The following is an 18,853-nucleotide window of genomic DNA, read 5'->3' on the forward strand; positions in this document are numbered from 1 at the left end:
CATTATGATGCGCGAAACCCTTATATTTCATAAAATTTTTGCACACGCTTATGAAATCACTTTTTTTAGCTATTCTTCTACTAACATTATATGGTTGTGACAACAGTCAAAACCAATCCAAACCATCGGTTAAGAGTGAAAATAAAGAACAGATGATTTCACCTTATTTTGGCTTTTTGAATCAACAAAAAGATTCACTAATTGCCCTTCCTATGGATCAGGCGATGGAAAGTCCCGAAAAATACAATTATGTCATTATCGAAGATCAAGTTAGCCCACTGGAATTTATACAGAACAAAACGGATAATAAAGAGAGTAATGGCAGACAAACAGCCCAAAACTTTGCAAATAGTGAAGGTTCATTGTTTACGATAAAAAATGAAATTAAGTCGGGAGATTTCGGAATGCTCGTCAATCAGTCGTTCGTGAATGAATATAAAATTGAACCTTTTACAAAAGTTCAGCATGAAACAAGTCCGGAAATTAAAGAAAAACTTGAAAAAAAATACAATAGGAAAATCAATAAAAGTACAACCATTGCTGTACTGAAAGACAAAGCTGAGTTCAATCTAACAGTTTTTGAAAATCAGCAGGACTCAGCGCTAGCTGTATTCTCCTATGCTAAAGAAGATCAGCTGATTAATCTGGATTTTCCGGCCACTTACGATGACATTAGTACTTGGCGAGTCGATGATGGCGGACAATTTGATAATGAGGCTTTTCAGGTTCTCACCGTATTGCGTTCAGAAATTGGTGTTAGTTTTGTGAGCATCTTTTGGGGTGCTGAGGGTTATGAATTAAATTTCTATCAACCCAAGAAAGATAAATTTAGCTCAGCTGCGCAAGCCTATGGCTATAGTTCACCCTTATAAAACAAGACATTGTTCCCTTAATCCAATTCATTAAAGGAACAATTCTTTACTCTTAAAGATGCATCCTAGCCATCGGAGCGACATCCTGCCCGACAAACTCTCCTTTCAGATATTTATAATATCCAGCGATGGCGATCATCGCTGCATTATCTGTACAATACTCAAATTTTGGGATAAAAACATTCCAATGATATTGCTCTCCCATTTCGATCAATCCCTTTCTGAGTCCTGAATTTGCTGAAACACCACCCGCTATGGCAATATCCTTTACCCCAGTTTGTTTCGCAGCCTTTTTCAATTTGTTCAATAAGATAGAAACAATGCGGGATTGCACACTGGCACATAGATCTGCCATATTTTCTGTCAAGAAATCAGGATTCAATTTTAGCTGATCTTGAACAAGGTAAAGTATAGCTGTCTTTAATCCGGAAAAACTAAAGTTGAGTCCAGGTATCTGCGGTTCGGGTAATTTGTAGGAACTGGGATTCCCCTCCTTTGCAAATTTATCGATAAGTGGCCCACCGGGGTAAGGGAGATTCAAAACCTTAGCTGTTTTATCAAAGGCCTCCCCTGCCGCATCGTCAAGTGTCTCGCCCAATAACTCCATTTCAAAGTAATCTTTTACCAAGACAATTTGTGTATGTCCTCCCGAAACGGTAAGGCACAAAAAAGGAAAACTTGGCTTTGGTTCCTCAATAAAATGGGCCAAAATATGCGCCTGCATGTGATTTATATCGATTAACGGGACATTCTGTGCAAGCGCAAATGATTTAGCAAAAGAAGTTCCGACCAAAAGAGCGCCCAATAATCCAGGTCCACGTGTAAAACTCACTGCATCTATTTGATTTTTGCTTATTTTTGCTTGACGAATGGCTTCGTCCACCGTAGGAATAATGTTTTGTTGATGGGCACGTGAAGCTAACTCGGGAACTACTCCACCATATTTTGCGTGGATTGCCTGAGTCGCAATAACATTTGAATGAATTTCACCGTTAATACAAATAGAAGCGGAGGTTTCATCACAAGAGGATTCAATTCCTAAAATAATAGCCATAGCTAGAGGTAATAAATTAGAATACAAAAGTATCAAAAAAATAATTAAAATAATGTCAATAGTCCTGGGTAGTATATTCATTATACTGCTTGCATTGGCATTATCGCTACAGCTAAAGCCCGTACAAAACTTTGTTGCGCAAAAGGCTGTCAACTATTTATCCAACGAGCTCGATACCAAAATCAATTTAAAAAGCATCTATTTTAAACCCTTCAAATCCCTTGTTATAGAAGGATTCGAAATCTATACACAGGAGGGCAAAAAAATAATAAAGTCCGAAAAAATTGAAGCCAGTGTCAATCTATCGCAACTGATAGAATTAAATAAAGTAGTCATCAACAAATTGAAAATTGAGAATACGGAAAGTAATTTCGAACAATTTAAGGACAGCAGCAACATCTCATTTTTAATCCGGTATTTCAACCCACCGAAAAAGGAAAAGAAGAAAAGCTCAAAAAAAATAATTTTTGATGTTAAAGAACTCATCATCAATAACAATTCCTTTAACTACGTTAATCACAAACAAAAACACTACAATAAAGTTGTGGACTTTGGCGATCTGGGTATATCCAAACTCAATGCACACTTTAAGAATATAAAAATTGATTCCAATCAAATCTCAGCGGATATCAAAACACTCAATCTTAACGAGAAAAAAGGTTTGGTTATCAAAGGGCTCCTGGCCCATGCCTCAGTCAGCACCAAAAGCATTGAACTGATTGACCTTATGCTTACAACCAACCGTTCCACATTCAAGAATTATTTAAAATTAAGCTATACTAATTTTTCGGATTTTTCGGACTTTATTCACAAAGTCAATGTAAAGATACAGGCGCGCGACTCGCACATACACTCAGAAGATATCGCTTTCTTTTCTTCGCCCATGCACCAGGTCAAGTTTGATGTAAAGATTAAAAAATCCGATCTGGAAGGTACCGTTTCAGCTATCAATGCTTCACAGGTAGATTTGACCATCGGGAAAAACACGAAGTTAGCGGGTAATCTCAAAATTATCGGCCTACCTGATATTGACAAAACAGAGTTTATTGTTCCCAAGGTTTTAATTGCCTCTGAATATAGCGATCTTGAAAATGTTATCCGCGAGCTTGGCCATTTAAAAAACTTCAAACTTCCTGAAGTGGTTGCCCTTTTCAATAAATTCGCGTTCAAAGGCAGTCTAAATGGTCAGTATAACAACTTTAAAACAAAAGGAAGCTTCACCACAGCTATCGGCGATGTTACAGCTGACGGAACATTGGATCTACGTAAAGAAATCAAATATGCTGGTAAGTTTCAATCACCAACATTTGATCTTGGTAAAATAACAAAGGTAAAAGATCTCGGCAGTTCGGGCTTCGACCTACAGCTTGATGGAGTAGGTACCGATCCCAAGCACCTAAAGCTGAATGTCGCCGGCAATCTCACTAATTTCAATTTTAAGCAATATACCTATCAGCAAATACGAGTAAATGGAAATATAGACAAACAATTATTTCTTGGCTCAGGGGAAGTAAACGACCCAAACCTCAGATTAAAGTTCACCACTGACATAGATTGGTCCAGCCGTCCGGACTATCATCTGGATGCTGATATCCAACAGGCTAATTTAAAAAAGCTCAATTTCTTCCATGGGGACTCAATCAATATTATTGATACTAAATTCCATACGAGCTTAATTGGAGACAACATCAATGACATTACAGGGGAATTTAAATCTGACAGTGTAAGTTTCACTTCCTCCAAAGGTAAATTTGCGATTAAAAATATTAATTTCCTTGCAGAAGGAGATCAAGAGGCGCGGTCGCTTACACTACAATCCGCTATTGGACATATAGATCTCAAGGGGAGAATAGATCTAAATACGATCGTCCCCTATTTTAAGGCTCTCGCCATGCGCTACGCTCCGGCAATAGGATTTGAAAAGAGCGAGTTCAACCGTCAGGATTTTGACCTTAATGTCAATATCAAATCATTCAGACCCATTGCGACATTCTTTAGAAAAGATATTTCTCTGGATAGTGGGGCAACGTTGAATGCCAAATTTGCCAGCGAGAAGCAAACTGCAAATTTTAACTTTTATGCCCCTGAATTCAAATATAACGGTATTCGTCTCACCCATCTGATTATAGACCAAAACGCCAATTTAAACAATATGGAGTTACAAACGTCTATAGATCAGATCAATTTTACCGATAGCACATATATCAAGAATGTTAATATTTCAAACACCTTGGTCAATGACAGCTTACAGTTCAACATTAAGATGTCAGAATTGGAAGCAAGCAATAGTTTAGATCTAAATGGTGTTATTCGATTTGCACATGCAAAGCCAGCCTTCATCAATTTCTATCCATCTAATATATTGATAAACAAAGAACAATGGCTTGTAAATAACGATGCGCAATTGAAAATTTCAAAGGGAAAATGGTATTTCGAGAAACTCACGTTAAGCCATGCCGAGCAAAAAGTACATATAGATGGCATCCTGTCAAATAACATTTCAGATCAAATCAATTTAAAATTCCAGGACTTCAATCTCACCTCCCTAAATGGGATTACGAAGCCCCACGGGATTAATTTATCAGGTAACTTAAATGGAAAGATCGAAGTCAACTCGGTTTTTAAATCCCCATTTGTCGTCGCCAATATTACGACCTCTCCTATCCTTTACAACAATATTCCGATTGGCGCATTAGCACTCAGTGCCAATTACGATCCGGAGAACCAACTCGTCAAACTCGATAGTAAAATAGAGGAAGGTGATAAACTCATTCAACTCACTGGATCTTACAATCATTTAAGCGAAAGTAATAAGCTTGACCTTAAAGCTACTTTAGTAAATACAGACGTATTCGTTTTTCAACCATTTCTACGAAGCTTGGTATCAAATATTAAGGGCAAAGTAAATGCAGACTTAGCGATTGCGGGCGATATCCTAAATCCTAAAATTAGCGGAACCGGAAAGCTTGACAATGCGTCAATGGTTATCAATTACCTAAAGACGCCTTATCGCCTTTCCGATGAAATCAATGTGACCAACAATAGAATATTCCTTACGGGGCTCAAAATATATGATCAGAAAAATAATGTGGCTACAATCGACGGCGTTGTTGACCTCAATAAGCTAAGTGATCCTGATATAGATGTAACTGCTGAAGCAAAAAATTTCATGATATTGAATACAACCATAAAAGATAATAACATCTATTATGGTACCGCATATGCTTCCGGAAATTTCCAGTTCAAGGGTCTGACATCTGCAATGAATATCAATATACGTGCTAAGTCAGAGGAAAATACTGTCATCAATATACCCTTTAATAGCGCCAGTACAATCTCGGATAGTGATTTTATCTATTTCATTGAAAAAGATTCCACCAAAATCAAGAAAAATCAAAAGAAACGTGATTTTGGCGGGCTAACAATGAACATGGATCTGCTGATCACACCAAATGCCGAAATCAACCTTTTTTCTAGTATGGGTGAATTATCCGGAAAGGGAAATAGTAACCTCAATATGCGGATATCTTCGCTTGGAGATTTTGAAATGTTCGGTGACTTTATCATTAACAGCGGGAAGTTTAATTTCACGGCACAGGATTACATCAACAAAATTTTTGATTTAAAGGAAGGCGGTACCGTGCGATGGGCGGGTAACCCAGCTGAGGCAAATATTAATATCAATGCAATTTACCAACAAAGAACAAGCTTAGCGCCACTCTATAATGCTGCAGGAAGGGAAGAAAACCCTGAGCGTGTATTAGCGCAGGCAGATATGATTTTAAAAGGGCAGTTGAGTCAGCCAGACATTACATTTGATATCAATTTCCCACAAAACCCAGGTGTCAAGGATGAGTTGCAGGGATATTTTTCTGATGCCAACAATGTTAACCAGCAAGCACTTAGTTTGATTGTAAGGCGTAGCTTCACTCCCGGCACACAAAGTGATTTTGGAAAAGAGGTAAATAACACATTACTATCTGCAGGAACCGAAATTGCGTTCAATCAAATCAATAATATTATCGCGCAATCACTCAATATCAACTTCTTTGACATCAATATCAAGTCACTGAATGATGCATCCGCTTCGCTTCGTTTATTTAATGACAGACTGGTTCTTACTGGCGGTATTTCAGACCGTCGAAGTCAGGCCCTAACTGACTTGAATGTATTCTCAGACCGTGTCTCTACTGATGCAGAGGCAATGTTTTATTTACGCAAAGACGGTCGTCTCGTCCTTCGGGCATCAAACCGTTTAAATACAAGAAATTTTCTTCTTAGTCCAAATGACGGGGAATACATCAGCGCCTTTGGACTATTATATCGGCAAGAGTTCAACTCGTTCTCCGAATTTATAAAGCGGCTGTTTCCTATAGGAAAGAAAAATAACAGCATTGTTCCTGCACAAACAGAGGTAAAGAAAAGCCAACCAAACTAACAGTAGAGAACTAAAATATAAGTAGTGACAAATCTGGACTATTTACTATTAGCGACAAAGTATGTGAGTGATTGGAGAATACTACAACCCATCAATCAAATTCAATTGAGATCCAAAAAGATAAAACAAAAGCGATCGATGACACAAAAAAAAAGGCTTCCAAGATATTTGGAAGCCTTTTTTTTGTTTAAAATTGCTTACGCTAATTTTTCGAATTCTTTAAATTCAATATCGCTGCTATTCAATTTCACCAAACCTTTTAGGTGATCAAATACTTTTAAAGCTTTAGCTTCTTCGAATAAACGATTACCCTGCTCTCTGTCTTGCAACAATTGAATTGCAAATTGGTTCAATTGCTCATCAGAAGGTTCTTCGTTGATATTGTACATTTTAATTTGTGCGTAAATACGTTCCTTCGCTAAATTGATTACTTCATCATATTTAACTTCAAGACCGTTTTCAGTAACAACACGGTTTTCTATGATTGTCCATTTCAAGTTATTCAAGAAATCAGCAAAACCTTCGTTAAGCTCCTCCTCAGAAATGCTAGGGTTAGTAGCTTTCAACCATCTTTTCAAGAACTCTTCAGGGAATGTAACGTCTACTTTCTCCATACCAAAAGTATACATATCATTACGTAGTTTTTGATCTGAGTTTTGCTTAAATAAGTTTTCTACTTCTTCCTTTACTTTTTCCGTAAATTGGGCTTCTTCAGTGACTTCACCTTCAGCAAATAATTTATCGAAAAACTCTTGATTAAGATCAGCCTCTTCTAAACGGTTGATATTTTTAACAGTCAACTCAAATTTAGTTACATCCAAAGCTGTAGCTTCTTCTTCAGTAATGCCCAAGATACGTGCTAAATCTTCAGTTTTGAAAGCTTTCTTAACATCAATTTTAACAGTATCGTCTTTTTTAAGACCTACCAAAGATTTTTTGATTTTCGCATCTTCAACGATATCCGTACGGATTGAAGTTGTTTTTTCAAGACCTTCCTCTTTATCTTGTTTTAAGGTTGCATACAATACATCACCTTCTTCGGATACTTCTGGATTGGTCATCTTTCCATAGCTACGACGTAAGTTTTTGATACGATCCGCCAAAGTCTCTTGGTCAGCTTTGATATCGTAAACAGCAAACTCAGTCTCAGCTGTAAAAGGCAAATCAAAAGCAGGTGCTAGACCAATCTCATATTTAAAATTGAAGTTGTCTTTATAATCCCAGCTATATTGCGCATCGTCTTCCAAAGGAAGCGGCTGACCCAAAACCTCTAATTTATTTTCTGAAATATAATTCGTGATTTTATCGTTCACCAATTTATTGATCTCATCAAATAAGATAGATTTACCATAGGTACGTCTGATATGTCCCACAGGAACTTGACCTGGACGGAAACCCGGTAATTTTGCCTTTTTAGCTTGCGCTTTAATCTCTTTGTCGACTTGAGGATTATAATCTTCAGGTGCTAATGCGACGTTGATTACCGCATTGATTGCATCTACATTCTCGTGTGAAATATTCATACTCTTTTTAGCTATATCGCATTCATAAAAAAATCCTCCCGAGGTTTTAAGTTCGGGAGGACATCAAGTGCGGAAGAAGGGACTCGAACCCCCACGCCTTGCGGCGCCAGATCCTAAGTCTGGTGCGGCTACCAATTACGCCACTTCCGCATTAGGATTTCTTTTGATGCCACAAAGATAGAAACCAAACCTATATCTTGCAAGTATTTTATACTCTTTTTTTTATTTTTTTTCAATATTCTATTCTCCTCTTGCATAATTCATTATTATTCATTTACTTTGAATATCAAAGTACTTTTATGGAACAGAAAGATTTATTTAAAGAGCTTGGACAGATTAGATCATTGATGGAAAAATCCTCCAAATTTGTTTCTATAAGCGGATTGTCAGGTGTACTCATTGGCTGTTATGCTTTATTAGGCACTTTACTTGGCTACTACATTACGACCAATACTGAAGCCTTGAACAATCAATTCACAGGCGATCTAACGTTATTAAATATCTTTCTAATACTTGCTATTTTCATTCTTGTGCTCTCACTATTGACCGGATGGCTCATGGCGCGTAAAAAAGCGAAGAAAAGTCGACAGTCTATTTGGAACATTACGAGCAAATCTCTTTTATTTGCAGTTTCAATCCCATTGGTAACTGGAGGCCTGTTGGTGCTAATCCTGCTTGCTCAGGGTTATTATCATTTGATTGCAGGGATGTTGCTTATTTTCTATGGTGTAGCTTTGGCTGCTGGTAGCATTTATACTTTTACTGAGGTGAGATGGTTAGGCATACTTGAGATATCCTTAGGACTACTGGCACTATGTCTTCCTGACCACGGACTGCTATTATGGGGATTGGGTTTTGGTGTGCTACATATCATCTATGGTTTTATCGTTTACAAAAAGTACGAATCGTGAAATTGGATCTTTCTTTATATGACAAAGTATTTGAAAACAGAGTCCGCTTACAGATTATGAGTGTTCTTGCAGCGAATGAAGAATACGACTTCAATTCTCTGAAAGAATTGTTGGATGTAACCGATGGTAATCTAGCCTCTAACCTTAAAACATTGGAGAAAGAAGAATATATTGTCGTGGAAAAAAGTTTTGTTGACCGCAAACCCAATACCCGATATAAAAGAACGACAAAAGGATTAAAAGCATTTGAAAATCATCTTATTGCATTAGAAAATTTAATAAAACAACAATACAAATAATTTTTTTATTCAATCACTTTGAAAATCAAAGTACTTTTAAAACAACAAAAAAAATGAAAGGAACTCGATTAAAACTTATGCTGCACCTCTACAACTGGTCTTCCAGCGTGTATGCAAATATTTTTAAATGGAACAAAAAAGCATGGGGAATTAGCAAAGAAGAATTTCTAGCCTACCCTCTTGGTAGCATCGGTCATGGTTTAGGTCTCTTTTACTTGAGTAAGGGATTTGATGTTATGGCTAAATTGGAAAATCACGATGTGTTTCATATAATAACGGAAACAGGAACCGAAATACAAGATGAAATTGCCATGCAATATCTTTTATTGGGAAATGGAAAAATAAGCCTTTATCTGATCGGAATGATCGTAATCGGAGGCATCCTTTTTCCAGAACATTTCAAATATTACAAAAAAACTTTTCACAAGGGGCGATCATTACAAAAATTTCACCATATAGAATTTAAGGATATACTTCATTACCAACTTACTGAATTCCAAATTGCATTATATAGTAAAAATATTCAAATAAACTTAAACAAATGAAATCATGGAAAATCACAATAGTTCTAACACGTCATTCAGTACAGCGCAAAATTCGCTATTTGATAAAATTAGCAACTCAACTGTCCTAAAGTTATTTGTCATTCTATTTCTTTCGCTCCTCTTGCTCATACCGCTGACACTAATCAGCGATCTGATTGAGGAACGCAAAACGCGAGAACAAAGTGTGTCCGAAGACATCGCTCTTAACTGGGGGCAAGAACAAGTTATTTCCGGCCCGGTCTTAGCAATCCCCTACCGCGAAACTATTCAGAAGCCAATTGAAAAAATTAATGATGCTACGACATTAGAATACAAACAGACAAAATGGATCTTTATCCTCCCCCAAAACGCTAATATCACCACGGACATCAGCCCGCAACAATTATCACGTGGCATCTATAACTCCGTAGTATATAATAGCAGTATTTCGATAGACGGACGTTTCAATAAAATTGATGTAACAAAACTGGAAATTCCCGCCGAAAGGATAGATTGGACAGGAAGCCGGCTTGTATTTGGCATACAAGATTTTAAAGGACTGGGCAAACGCCCTCTCCTTAGCTGGAATGGGCAAGAGTTGACTTTTGATCCTGATTTTAACAACCTCAAACTATTCAGTCAAAATTTAGTTTGCCCCATTTCTATCAGCCCCAACGAAAATGAAAACCACTTCAAAATCACACTAAACCTCAAAGGATCTAAATCTTTGAATTTTGTCCCGCTCAGTGATCAAACAAATATTTCCGCTAGAGGGAATTGGGCCAATCCGAGCTTTGTCGGCGCATTCTTACCAACCAAACGAACAATTGACAAAACTAATTTCTCAGCATCTTGGGAAATTCCTTCTTTTAGTCGTAAGTTACCACAACAGTGGTCAGGGGATATCCTTCCAATCTATCGTTTCGAAAAGCACAAGGGAAGTTTAACAGATGACGTTGAACTTACACAAGCTGCTACGAGTACTGCATCCAATCCCATTATACCCAGCGACATCTTGGTGAATTCGGATATGATTACTATAAATTTTCTGCCAGACATCAACAATTACCAAAAAACAACCAGGGTTGCTAAATATGGTATATTGATCATCCTATTGACCTTCACTTCGCTTCTATTCACCGAAATAATCAAGAAAAAAAGAATACATATTATTCAATATGTACTGATCGGAGCCGCCATGGTACTCTTTTACACATTACTATTAGCTTTATCAGAGCATATCGGATTTAATCTGGCCTATCTAATTGCATCGATCGCAACTGTATTGCTTATTGGAAGTTTTATCAAAGCGATTACCAAAGATCCTAAAACGGCCCTTTTGTTCGGAGCTATCTTAGGTACTTTTTATCTGTTCATCTACCTACTTATGCAACTTCGGGACTACTCACTCATTGCAGGGACAATTGGTATTTTCATCATTTTGGCAATCCTGATGCGTGTTTCTACAAAAATTAACTGGTATCAATTTGACAACAACCATGCTGATCAATAGACAACATCTGAAAATTTACTGGGTCATTATCCGAATATTAATTAAAAAGTAAACCTACGTCTCCCAATAGCCGCCTTTTCAAAAATAAGGCGGCTATTTTTATGCTTTACTTAGCATTTACTCGCAAAATCTGTAACTTGCAGGGATATTTTTCAGCATTATACATGATTTATTCAATCGCACTGGAGAGTGAATAACCGAGCAAAGCGAGCTCATGAATACCGCTTAAAACATCCACTCGATGAATAAATCTGATAGCTTCATCACCATTGAAACCGCCGAAGGCAGCATGAATGCCTTAAAGGGAAAATGAAATAATGAATAAACAAACCGAGTGAAACGAGCTCATTTATACCGATGGGACAACACTTATAAATAATTTATGCGGATGAATAAACTTACAATATTTACATTAGCGATTATGGCATGCAAGCTTAGCAATGCGCAAGAAAGCAAAGGTGGAAAATCCAGTTTTAAAATGGTTACAGAAAACCCACAACCTATTACCCCCAGTAAGCTTTGGGAGCTCGGACGGGTATCCGCTGAAGCACTTTCCTCAGACGGTAAAACGTTGGTATACGGTGTATCCAATTACAACCTGGAAAGCAATGCAAGTGAGAAGAATCTTTTTACAGTTTCATTGACCAATGGTACGACTGGCCAATTAACTGATCAAAAGGGAGGGGAAACGGTAGTTCAAATCGAAAAAAATGGCGATGTGATCTACCTATCAAAAGGTCATTTGTGGAAAAAAAATCTGACCAAAGGCGAAGCAGTACAACTGACATCCGGTGAGATGGCTTTGGAGAATGTTAAATTTTCTCCGGATGGAACGCATATTCTTTTTAGCCGTCCCGTATTGATCAAAAAATACCACAGTACTGACAAATATCCAGAATTGCCGAAGTCTGATGCCTATATCTATGATAATTTAGATTACCGTCATTGGGATACCTTCAATGATGGTAAATTCAATCATCCTTTTATTGCCAGTTATAGCAATGGTAAAATAGGAGAACCGGTAGACCTGCTCAAAGATCAGCCCTATTATAGTCCACAGGCACCTTTTGGCGGTGCAGAAGATTTTATCTGGTCTCCTGACAGTAAAGCGGTATTATATGTTTGCAAGAAAAACTTCGGAACAGATTATGCTGTAAGCACGAATACGGATATCTACCGCTATGAGATTTCTTCCGGAACCACGACTAACCTTACTGAGGGCATGAATGGTTATGACATCGCACCAGCTTATTCGCCGGACGGAAAAAGTCTGACTTGGCTCAGCATGAAAACTGAGGGCTACGAATCTGATAAAAATGACATCATCTTATTTGATAAAAACAACGCTATCCGTTTAAATTTGACTTCACATTGGGATGGCACAATCAACAGTTTTATCTGGAGCAACGACAATCGTAAGATTTACTTTACTGCTGCAATCAAAGGCACCGTACAATTATTCGAACTGGAAGTACCTTCGAATGTCAAATCGAAAAATCTTCCAAAGATCCAGCAAATTTCTACCGGAGATTTTGATATTACAGGTATTGTAGGGCAAACTGGGGATAAATTGATCGTCACATTGACAAAGTTTACACGTGCGACCGAAATTTTCAGCTTCGATCTCAAAAATAAATCTTTGACAGCCATCACCAAGGTGAATGATGACAAGTATGCAACAATTGCTGAAAATAAAATTGAGAAACGGATTACAAAATCATCTGATGGCGCAGATTTATTTTCATGGGTAATTTATCCGCCAAATTTTGACCCCGCAAAAAAATATCCAACAATACTTTACTGCGAAGGTGGACCACAATCGGCACTCACCCAGTTTTATTCATTTCGCTGGAACCTACAGTTGATCGCATCCCAAGGCTACATTGTTATCGCACCAAACCGTAGAGGTATGCCGGGCTGGGGAGTCAAATGGAACGAAGCGATCTCCCAAGACTGGGGCGGTCAGCCGATCAGAGATTATTTAGCTGCAATAGATGATATCTCCAAGGAATCATATGTTGACACAGCTCGCCGTGCAGCAATCGGAGCCAGTTATGGCGGCTATTCGGTTTACCAACTGGCTGGCGTACATCAAAACCGTTTTAAAACTTTCATAGCGCACAATGGTTTATTTGACATGAGAAGTTGGTATGGCACCACAGAAGAGCTATTCTTTGCAAATCATGAATTAGGCGGAGCATACTGGGATAACAAAAATGAAAAATCCTATACCGAATTTAATCCGATTGAAAAAGCAAACAACTGGCATACGCCTATTCTGATTTTTCAAGGCGGAAAAGATTATCGTGTTCCAATAGGACAGGGTTTAGCAGCCTTTCAACTTGCTCAGTTGAAAAAAATAAAGAGCAGACTTGTTTATCTCCCTGATGAAAACCACTGGGTATTGTCTGGGCAGAACGCGCAGGTCTGGCAGAGAGAATTCTTTACATGGCTTAAAGAAACCCTCTAATACCGCTGTAAAATCAGATAGTGAGCGAATACACTTACACTACTGATAAAATAGCTAATAAACTATTACAATTGTTAACTATTAACGCCACTTATTAAGTGGCGTTAATAGTTAGTTTAATGCACGACCCTAAAGTAAAACCGGATATTTACGGATTCAGATTATTGATTTCCCCTTACAAATTGACCATCCGAATGGATGTAATCTATTTCATCAATCTTTTTCGATCATTTTGCATAATGAAAGAGCATGTTAACCACTGATTAATACCTGCCTATCTATTAACGGCGATATTACAGGGGGTTTACAGGGGTATAACAGGGGGTTAACAGGGGTATATCCCTATTAAGGTTCTGTTAATACCCTATAAAAAAAGTATTAATAGGGTTTTAATATTGGACATGGTATCAACTTGGTAATAAGTTAAGTACCAGCAGAGCGAGCCAACTTCACTTGCTAAAGAAGTCTTAAATACAAAAAGCCTGCAAATTGCAGGCTTTTTGTATTATTAACTATATCCAATAAACGAAATCTATTTTTCACCTTTTTTTCCAAAAATAGAAAGCTTGATATATTTACCAGGTTTCTCCTTGACATCTTTCATCAGATTATCCATCTCTTTTGATGCATTATTCAGGTTGTTGTATAATTCTTCGTCATTGAGCAACAAGCCTATCGATCCCTTACCACTGTTTATCTTACTCGTGATGTTCTGAAAATCGGCCATTGTTGCATTTACCTTATTCATAGTTTGTTCAAAATCCAATCGCGCTGCTTTGTCTGTAATATTATTTAGATTAGCCATGATTGAATTTATTTTTTCACCATTTTGTGCGAAATTGGATGTGATGGATTCCAGGTTTGCCATGATCCTATTCAATCGTCCCTTCTCATCTCCAACCAAGCCTTCCACATCTTTTGTAATCCCTTCTACATTCTTCAACGAGGTTGAAATACTATGGATACTGCTTTTAAAATCATCCTGGAATTGCTTATCCAGAACTGTATTAACTACGGAAAGTGTAGAATCCAGCTTAATCGTAATGGTCTCTATACGCTTTTGAATCGGCTCGACCTTGTCCATAATATTGGGCTGCACACCTGAATTAAGAAAATCACCATCCTTGGCCATGTCCGTACTATTACCCATTTCAAATACAATCGCCTTGCTACCCAATAAATCTGTGCTTGAAATTCGGGCGATGGTATTTTTAGGAATATCGTAATGGGAATGGATCTTAAATTCTGTTTTTATTTTACCATCTGGTTGCAAGGTCATTTTTGACACCCTGCCTATTTGATAACCATTCACTAAAACCGGTTTGGAAGATGTTAATCCATCGACTGTGCTATAAGTCGTATAAAAAGTATTATCGCTACTGAAAACGTCGTTTCCTTTTAGAAAACTGTACCCAATAAATAATAGCGCGATCGCAACGGTTGCTAATATGCCGACTTTTGTTTCGTTTGATATTTTCACAAATTATTTCTTTTGTAATGCATCATTAATATAAGTTTAAAACAGTACAAAAGCAAATCTGTTTAGCGTTCTACTGAATTTTTATAAATTTTTAAAGCCGAAACCAAATTATCGACAATTTCTTGTTGTCCTGTCTCTGATAATAGATAACTCTCTTCTTCCCTATTGCTGATAAATCCAATTTCTGTCAAGACAGCTGGCATACCTGCTTCAGCAAGTACAGCTAAACCTTTTTCCCAGAATCCTCGACTATGTCTTCCTGCTTTTACATACTCACCTTCAATCATTTGTGCCAGGCGGATACTTTTTTCACGGAATCTGTTTTTCATCAATGAGAAAATAATTGCACTTTCGGGATCTTTTGGATCAAATCCCTGATAGTTTTCTTTGTAATTCGATTCCAGCAAAAGTGATGCATTTTCTCGAACGGCAGCATCCTGCTGTCCTAGACGATGGGAACCTGACACTAAGCTTTCTGTTCCATGAGCACTGGAGCCACCAGAGTTACAGTGAATCGAAATAAACAGATCCGCCTTATTTGCGTTTGCTAGACGAATACGCTTATATAATTCCACAAATTCGTCTGTCGTGCGCGTATAGATGATTTTTACCCCTGGAATATCTTTTTGAATTTGCCTTCCGAGCTTTAGTGCGACATCTAAAGCTACATTTTTTTCTAGGGATCGACGGCCCTGTGCTCCAGTATCTTTTCCACCATGCCCAGCATCAATAACAATAGTCTTGATCTGATAGTCAGGTGGCTCGGGTTGGCCGTTGTTTAATTTGAAAGAATTCAATAAAAAAAATCCCAAAGTAGCAACTATAATGCTACACCATTTTCTAATTCTTAAATCTGATTTCATTGAATAATTATTTGCTCTACTATAAACGATACAAAATGAGTCAATATTATTTCTTTAATAGATAACGATATTTAACATATTTTCTATTTGTTTTTTGACTAATTTTGTCCTTCGAAGTTTAACATTATTTCACAAAAATAACATTTGTCTTTAATTTTGAAGTCGTTAATCAACATTTTAACACTATTTATCATTCTTGCAACGGGCAATTCAACGTTGGCTCAGAGCAATATTCCATTAAAACAGAACGGACTTCAAAGTAAGGACGCTGTCTCGGCGAACAGTAAACTGCAGGATACAACAAAAATTAAGCCTGTAGATTCTACCAAATCCGTTCAAGACACCGCCAAGAAAAAAGGCAGCGGGCTGCAGGCGGAAGTCAGCATTATTGCTGTTGATTCTCAAAAATCGGAAGTAGCAAAGAATATTAGTCATTTATATCGCGGAGCAAAAGTAAAGTATCAGGATTTTGAGCTTTCGGCTGATTACATCCGTCTTGACCGCAATCAGAAAAAGATCTTTGCGTCGGGGATATATGATAAAAGCGGTAAATATGTAGGACGTCCTATTGTCATTATGGGTAATGGTGAATCACCCAAAACCGTAGATTCACTTTATTATGATTATGAGAAACAGGAAGGAAACACCTATGGTATTATGACTGAGGTCGATGGCGGCTTTATCCAAGCCAATATCGTCCGAAAAAATATCTATGATGAGATGTCAATCTATAAGGGGCTATACAGTACTTGTAACCTCCCACAGCCACATACCCATTTCGGAATACATATCTCGAAAGGGATAGTGACCAAAAATCAGATTATTTCAGGTCCGGCTTACTTAGTAGTAATGGGCGTACCTATGCCTGTGGCTTTCCCCTTTGCATTTTTCCCAAAGCCAGATAAAAGAGCCTCGGGATTTCTTTTCCCCTCTTTTGGAGAGGACTATACGAGGGGCTTTTCCATGCGCGACATTGGTTGGTATTTAGCCTTCAACGATTATTGGGATAGCGAGATCAGAGGCTCGCTCTATTCCAAAGGTTCATGGGAAGCTTCAGTAAACACTCGCTATACGGTGAATTATAAATACAACGGTGGATTTAATATACGCTACGCCAATACCAAAGTCGGTGTGGAAGGTACCGATAATTATGGTTCAAATAAAGATTTCAATGTAACCTGGAACCATACCCAACGTCAGGAAGCTAATCCTGGGACATCCTTCTCCGCGAGTGTAAACTTCGGTACAGCTTCCTATTTTCAACATACAGGTACGGGAAGTAACCAAACAACATATCAAAACTTGGCTCAAAACAGAATGGGTTCGTCCATCAGTTACGGAAAAGTCTTTGCCGATGGTAAGGTTAACTTAACAGCCAGTTTAACACATAGTCAAAATATGGCTGATAGGACTATTCAATTAAGCTTACCAAATATTAGCTTAAACGTTTCCTCATTCAATCCTTTTGACAGTAAGGATCGCGTGGGCGAACAAAAATGGTATCAGCGTATTAATGTTGGCTATAGTTTCCAGGCGCAAAATACAGTGAGTACAGCAGATTCACTTCTTTTCTCGTCAGGAGGCTTCAAAAGATTCCAGAATGGCTTCCAACACAACATTCCAGTCAGCTTATCTCTTAATGCTTTTAAATATTTTCAATTTAACACAAGTGTAAACTATACCGAACGTTGGTATTTACAAAGCACAAGACAACGTATTGATAACACCCCATCAGGTTATAGACAGCGGCTCGATACACTACAGGGATTTAATCGTGCTTATGATTACTCCATATCTACTGGTCTTTCAACAAAAATCTACGGTATGTATCCAAAGATCGGAAAAATTGAAGCGATCAGACACGTTGTTACCCCTTCAATTAATTTAAATTACAGACCCGATTTTTCGGATCCGCGTTATGGATTCTACCAGCATTATAATGACCAATACGGCAATCGCAATGTTTATTCTATCTTTGCTCAGGGTGTGTATGGCTCACCTTCTGCCGGAAAATCCGCAGGTATCGGCTTCTCAATTGACAACAACATTGAGGCCAAGGTAAAAAGCAAATCTGACACCACCGACGGCGGTTTCAAAAAGATCCCAATTCTTCAGGGGTTAACCTTTAGCGGAAATTACAATTTCGTAGCAGATTCATTGAAACTGTCTCCGATAACTTTTTCCGGCCGGACAGCTTTTTTCGATCAGAAGATGAACGTCAACTTCAATGGTACCTTTGACCCCTATTCTGTAGACGATAATGGTGTCCGTATCAACAGATATGCGATCAAAGATGGAAGTTTGGCCCGCCTGACAAATTTTGGTTTATCCTTTGACTATAGTTTAAATCCAAAAGCTGCCAAATCACGTAATAACAATATTGATTCGTTGAGAAAAGAAATGTCTGGTGCCGGAATGACTCCGGAGCAAGCACAGGCTTTAGCTCGGATCAGTTCCGATCCGAATGCTTTTGTGGATTTTAACATTCCTTGGAATCTGGCTGCCTCATTCAGTTTCAACATGTCCAAGTTTTTTAATTCAAGTACCAGACGCATGGACAACCAGATTACGAGTACGTTGAATTTGCATGGCGATTTCAGCGTTACACCTAAATGGAAAGTCACCTTTCAATCCGGCTACGATTTCAAACAAAAAGAAGTTGTCATGACTTCATTTAATATCTATCGAGATTTACACTGTTGGGATATGTCCTTTGGTTGGATGCCATTCGGACGATATCGAAGTTATAATGTCACCATTCGAGCGAAGGCATCCATCTTGCAAGACCTCAAACTGACAAAAAGAGCAAGTTCTGGAGGCGGTTATTTTTAAAATAACCGCTTTTTTTATTCCACTTACCTAAGTTCCTATACTAGATTCACTTCCATTGCACTCGAAAGCATTCA

At 37.9% G+C, this 18,853-nt stretch carries 12 protein-coding genes and 1 tRNA gene; 8 read left to right on the top strand and 5 right to left on the bottom strand.

All coding sequences use genetic code 11. The features are described 5' to 3' along the window. The first annotated feature begins 50 nt into the window (after nt 1-50). A complete protein-coding gene (locus G6053_RS24190) occupies nt 51-872 on the top strand; it encodes a hypothetical protein (RefSeq protein WP_108636490.1) in 822 nt (273 codons plus the stop codon). Nucleotides 873-924: 52 nt separating this feature from the next. Here the strand turns inward: G6053_RS24190 and tsaD are convergent, their stop codons facing one another. Continuing rightward, nucleotides 925-1,926, bottom strand: coding sequence for a tRNA (adenosine(37)-N6)-threonylcarbamoyltransferase complex transferase subunit TsaD (gene tsaD, locus G6053_RS24195; RefSeq protein ID WP_108636489.1), 1,002 nt, complete (start codon nt 1,924-1,926; stop codon nt 925-927). Between the two features lie 52 nt (nt 1,927-1,978). On the opposite strand from tsaD, the gene G6053_RS24200 reads away from it, so the two are divergent. Then, nucleotides 1,979-6,364 carry a translocation/assembly module TamB domain-containing protein gene (locus G6053_RS24200; RefSeq protein WP_165308832.1) on the top strand — a complete coding sequence of 1,462 codons (4,386 nt, stop codon included), beginning with the start codon at nt 1,979-1,981 and terminating at the stop codon, nt 6,362-6,364. Nucleotides 6,365-6,561: 197 nt separating this feature from the next. On the opposite strand, the gene G6053_RS24205 is transcribed toward G6053_RS24200, so the two are convergent. Together G6053_RS24205 and G6053_RS24210 are read right to left on the bottom strand one after the other, a co-directional pair. Then, entirely contained in the window at nt 6,562-7,887 is a 1,326-nt protein-coding gene (locus tag G6053_RS24205; protein WP_108636487.1) for a trigger factor, read from the bottom strand. A gap of 68 nt (nt 7,888-7,955) precedes the next feature. Then, nucleotides 7,956-8,037: transfer RNA gene (locus G6053_RS24210), tRNA-Leu, on the bottom strand. A gap of 149 nt (nt 8,038-8,186) precedes the next feature. Between G6053_RS24210 and G6053_RS24215 the strand changes: the two genes are divergently transcribed. The 5 genes from G6053_RS24215 to G6053_RS24235 all read left to right on the top strand — a co-directional run bounded on the left by G6053_RS24215 (nt 8,187) and on the right by G6053_RS24235 (nt 13,604). Continuing rightward, complete coding sequence (locus tag G6053_RS24215) at nt 8,187-8,798, top strand: hypothetical protein (RefSeq protein ID WP_165308833.1); 612 nt, start codon at nt 8,187-8,189, stop codon at nt 8,796-8,798. Then, nucleotides 8,795-9,097: a transcriptional regulator gene (locus G6053_RS24220; protein ID WP_108636485.1), complete on the top strand. Its 303-nt coding sequence runs from the start codon at nt 8,795-8,797 to the stop codon at nt 9,095-9,097. The genes G6053_RS24215 and G6053_RS24220 overlap by 4 nt, the downstream gene beginning before the upstream one ends. A gap of 53 nt (nt 9,098-9,150) precedes the next feature. Further along, nucleotides 9,151-9,642 (top strand): hypothetical protein, encoded by a 492-nt coding sequence (locus G6053_RS24225; protein WP_108636484.1) that lies wholly within the window; start codon nt 9,151-9,153, stop codon nt 9,640-9,642. Between the two features lie 4 nt (nt 9,643-9,646). Next, nucleotides 9,647-11,134, top strand: coding sequence for a cell envelope integrity protein CreD (gene creD / locus G6053_RS24230; protein WP_165308834.1), 1,488 nt, complete (start codon nt 9,647-9,649; stop codon nt 11,132-11,134). Between the two features lie 388 nt (nt 11,135-11,522). After that, on the top strand, nt 11,523-13,604 hold the full coding sequence (locus G6053_RS24235) for a S9 family peptidase (RefSeq protein WP_165308835.1): 2,082 nt from the start codon (nt 11,523-11,525) through the stop codon (nt 13,602-13,604). 532 nt (nt 13,605-14,136) lie between these two features. Here the strand turns inward: G6053_RS24235 and G6053_RS24240 are convergent. Then, a complete protein-coding gene (locus G6053_RS24240) occupies nt 14,137-15,084 on the bottom strand; it encodes an MlaD family protein (RefSeq protein WP_108636481.1) in 948 nt (315 codons plus the stop codon). 62 nt (nt 15,085-15,146) lie between these two features. Next, the gene (locus tag G6053_RS24245; protein ID WP_108636480.1) at nt 15,147-15,947 is read right to left on the bottom strand and encodes an N-acetylmuramoyl-L-alanine amidase; all 801 of its coding nucleotides are present in this window, start codon (nt 15,945-15,947) and stop codon (nt 15,147-15,149) included. Between the two features lie 156 nt (nt 15,948-16,103). On the opposite strand from G6053_RS24245, the gene G6053_RS24250 reads away from it, so the two are divergent. Then, the gene (locus tag G6053_RS24250) at nt 16,104-18,779 is read left to right on the top strand and encodes a putative LPS assembly protein LptD (protein WP_241254826.1); all 2,676 of its coding nucleotides are present in this window, start codon (nt 16,104-16,106) and stop codon (nt 18,777-18,779) included. Nucleotides 18,780-18,853: the final 74 nt, after the last annotated feature.

The sequence above is a fragment of the Sphingobacterium sp. DR205 genome (assembly GCF_011064245.1).
GTDB classification, from domain to species: Bacteria; Bacteroidota; Bacteroidia; order Sphingobacteriales; family Sphingobacteriaceae; genus Sphingobacterium; species Sphingobacterium athyrii.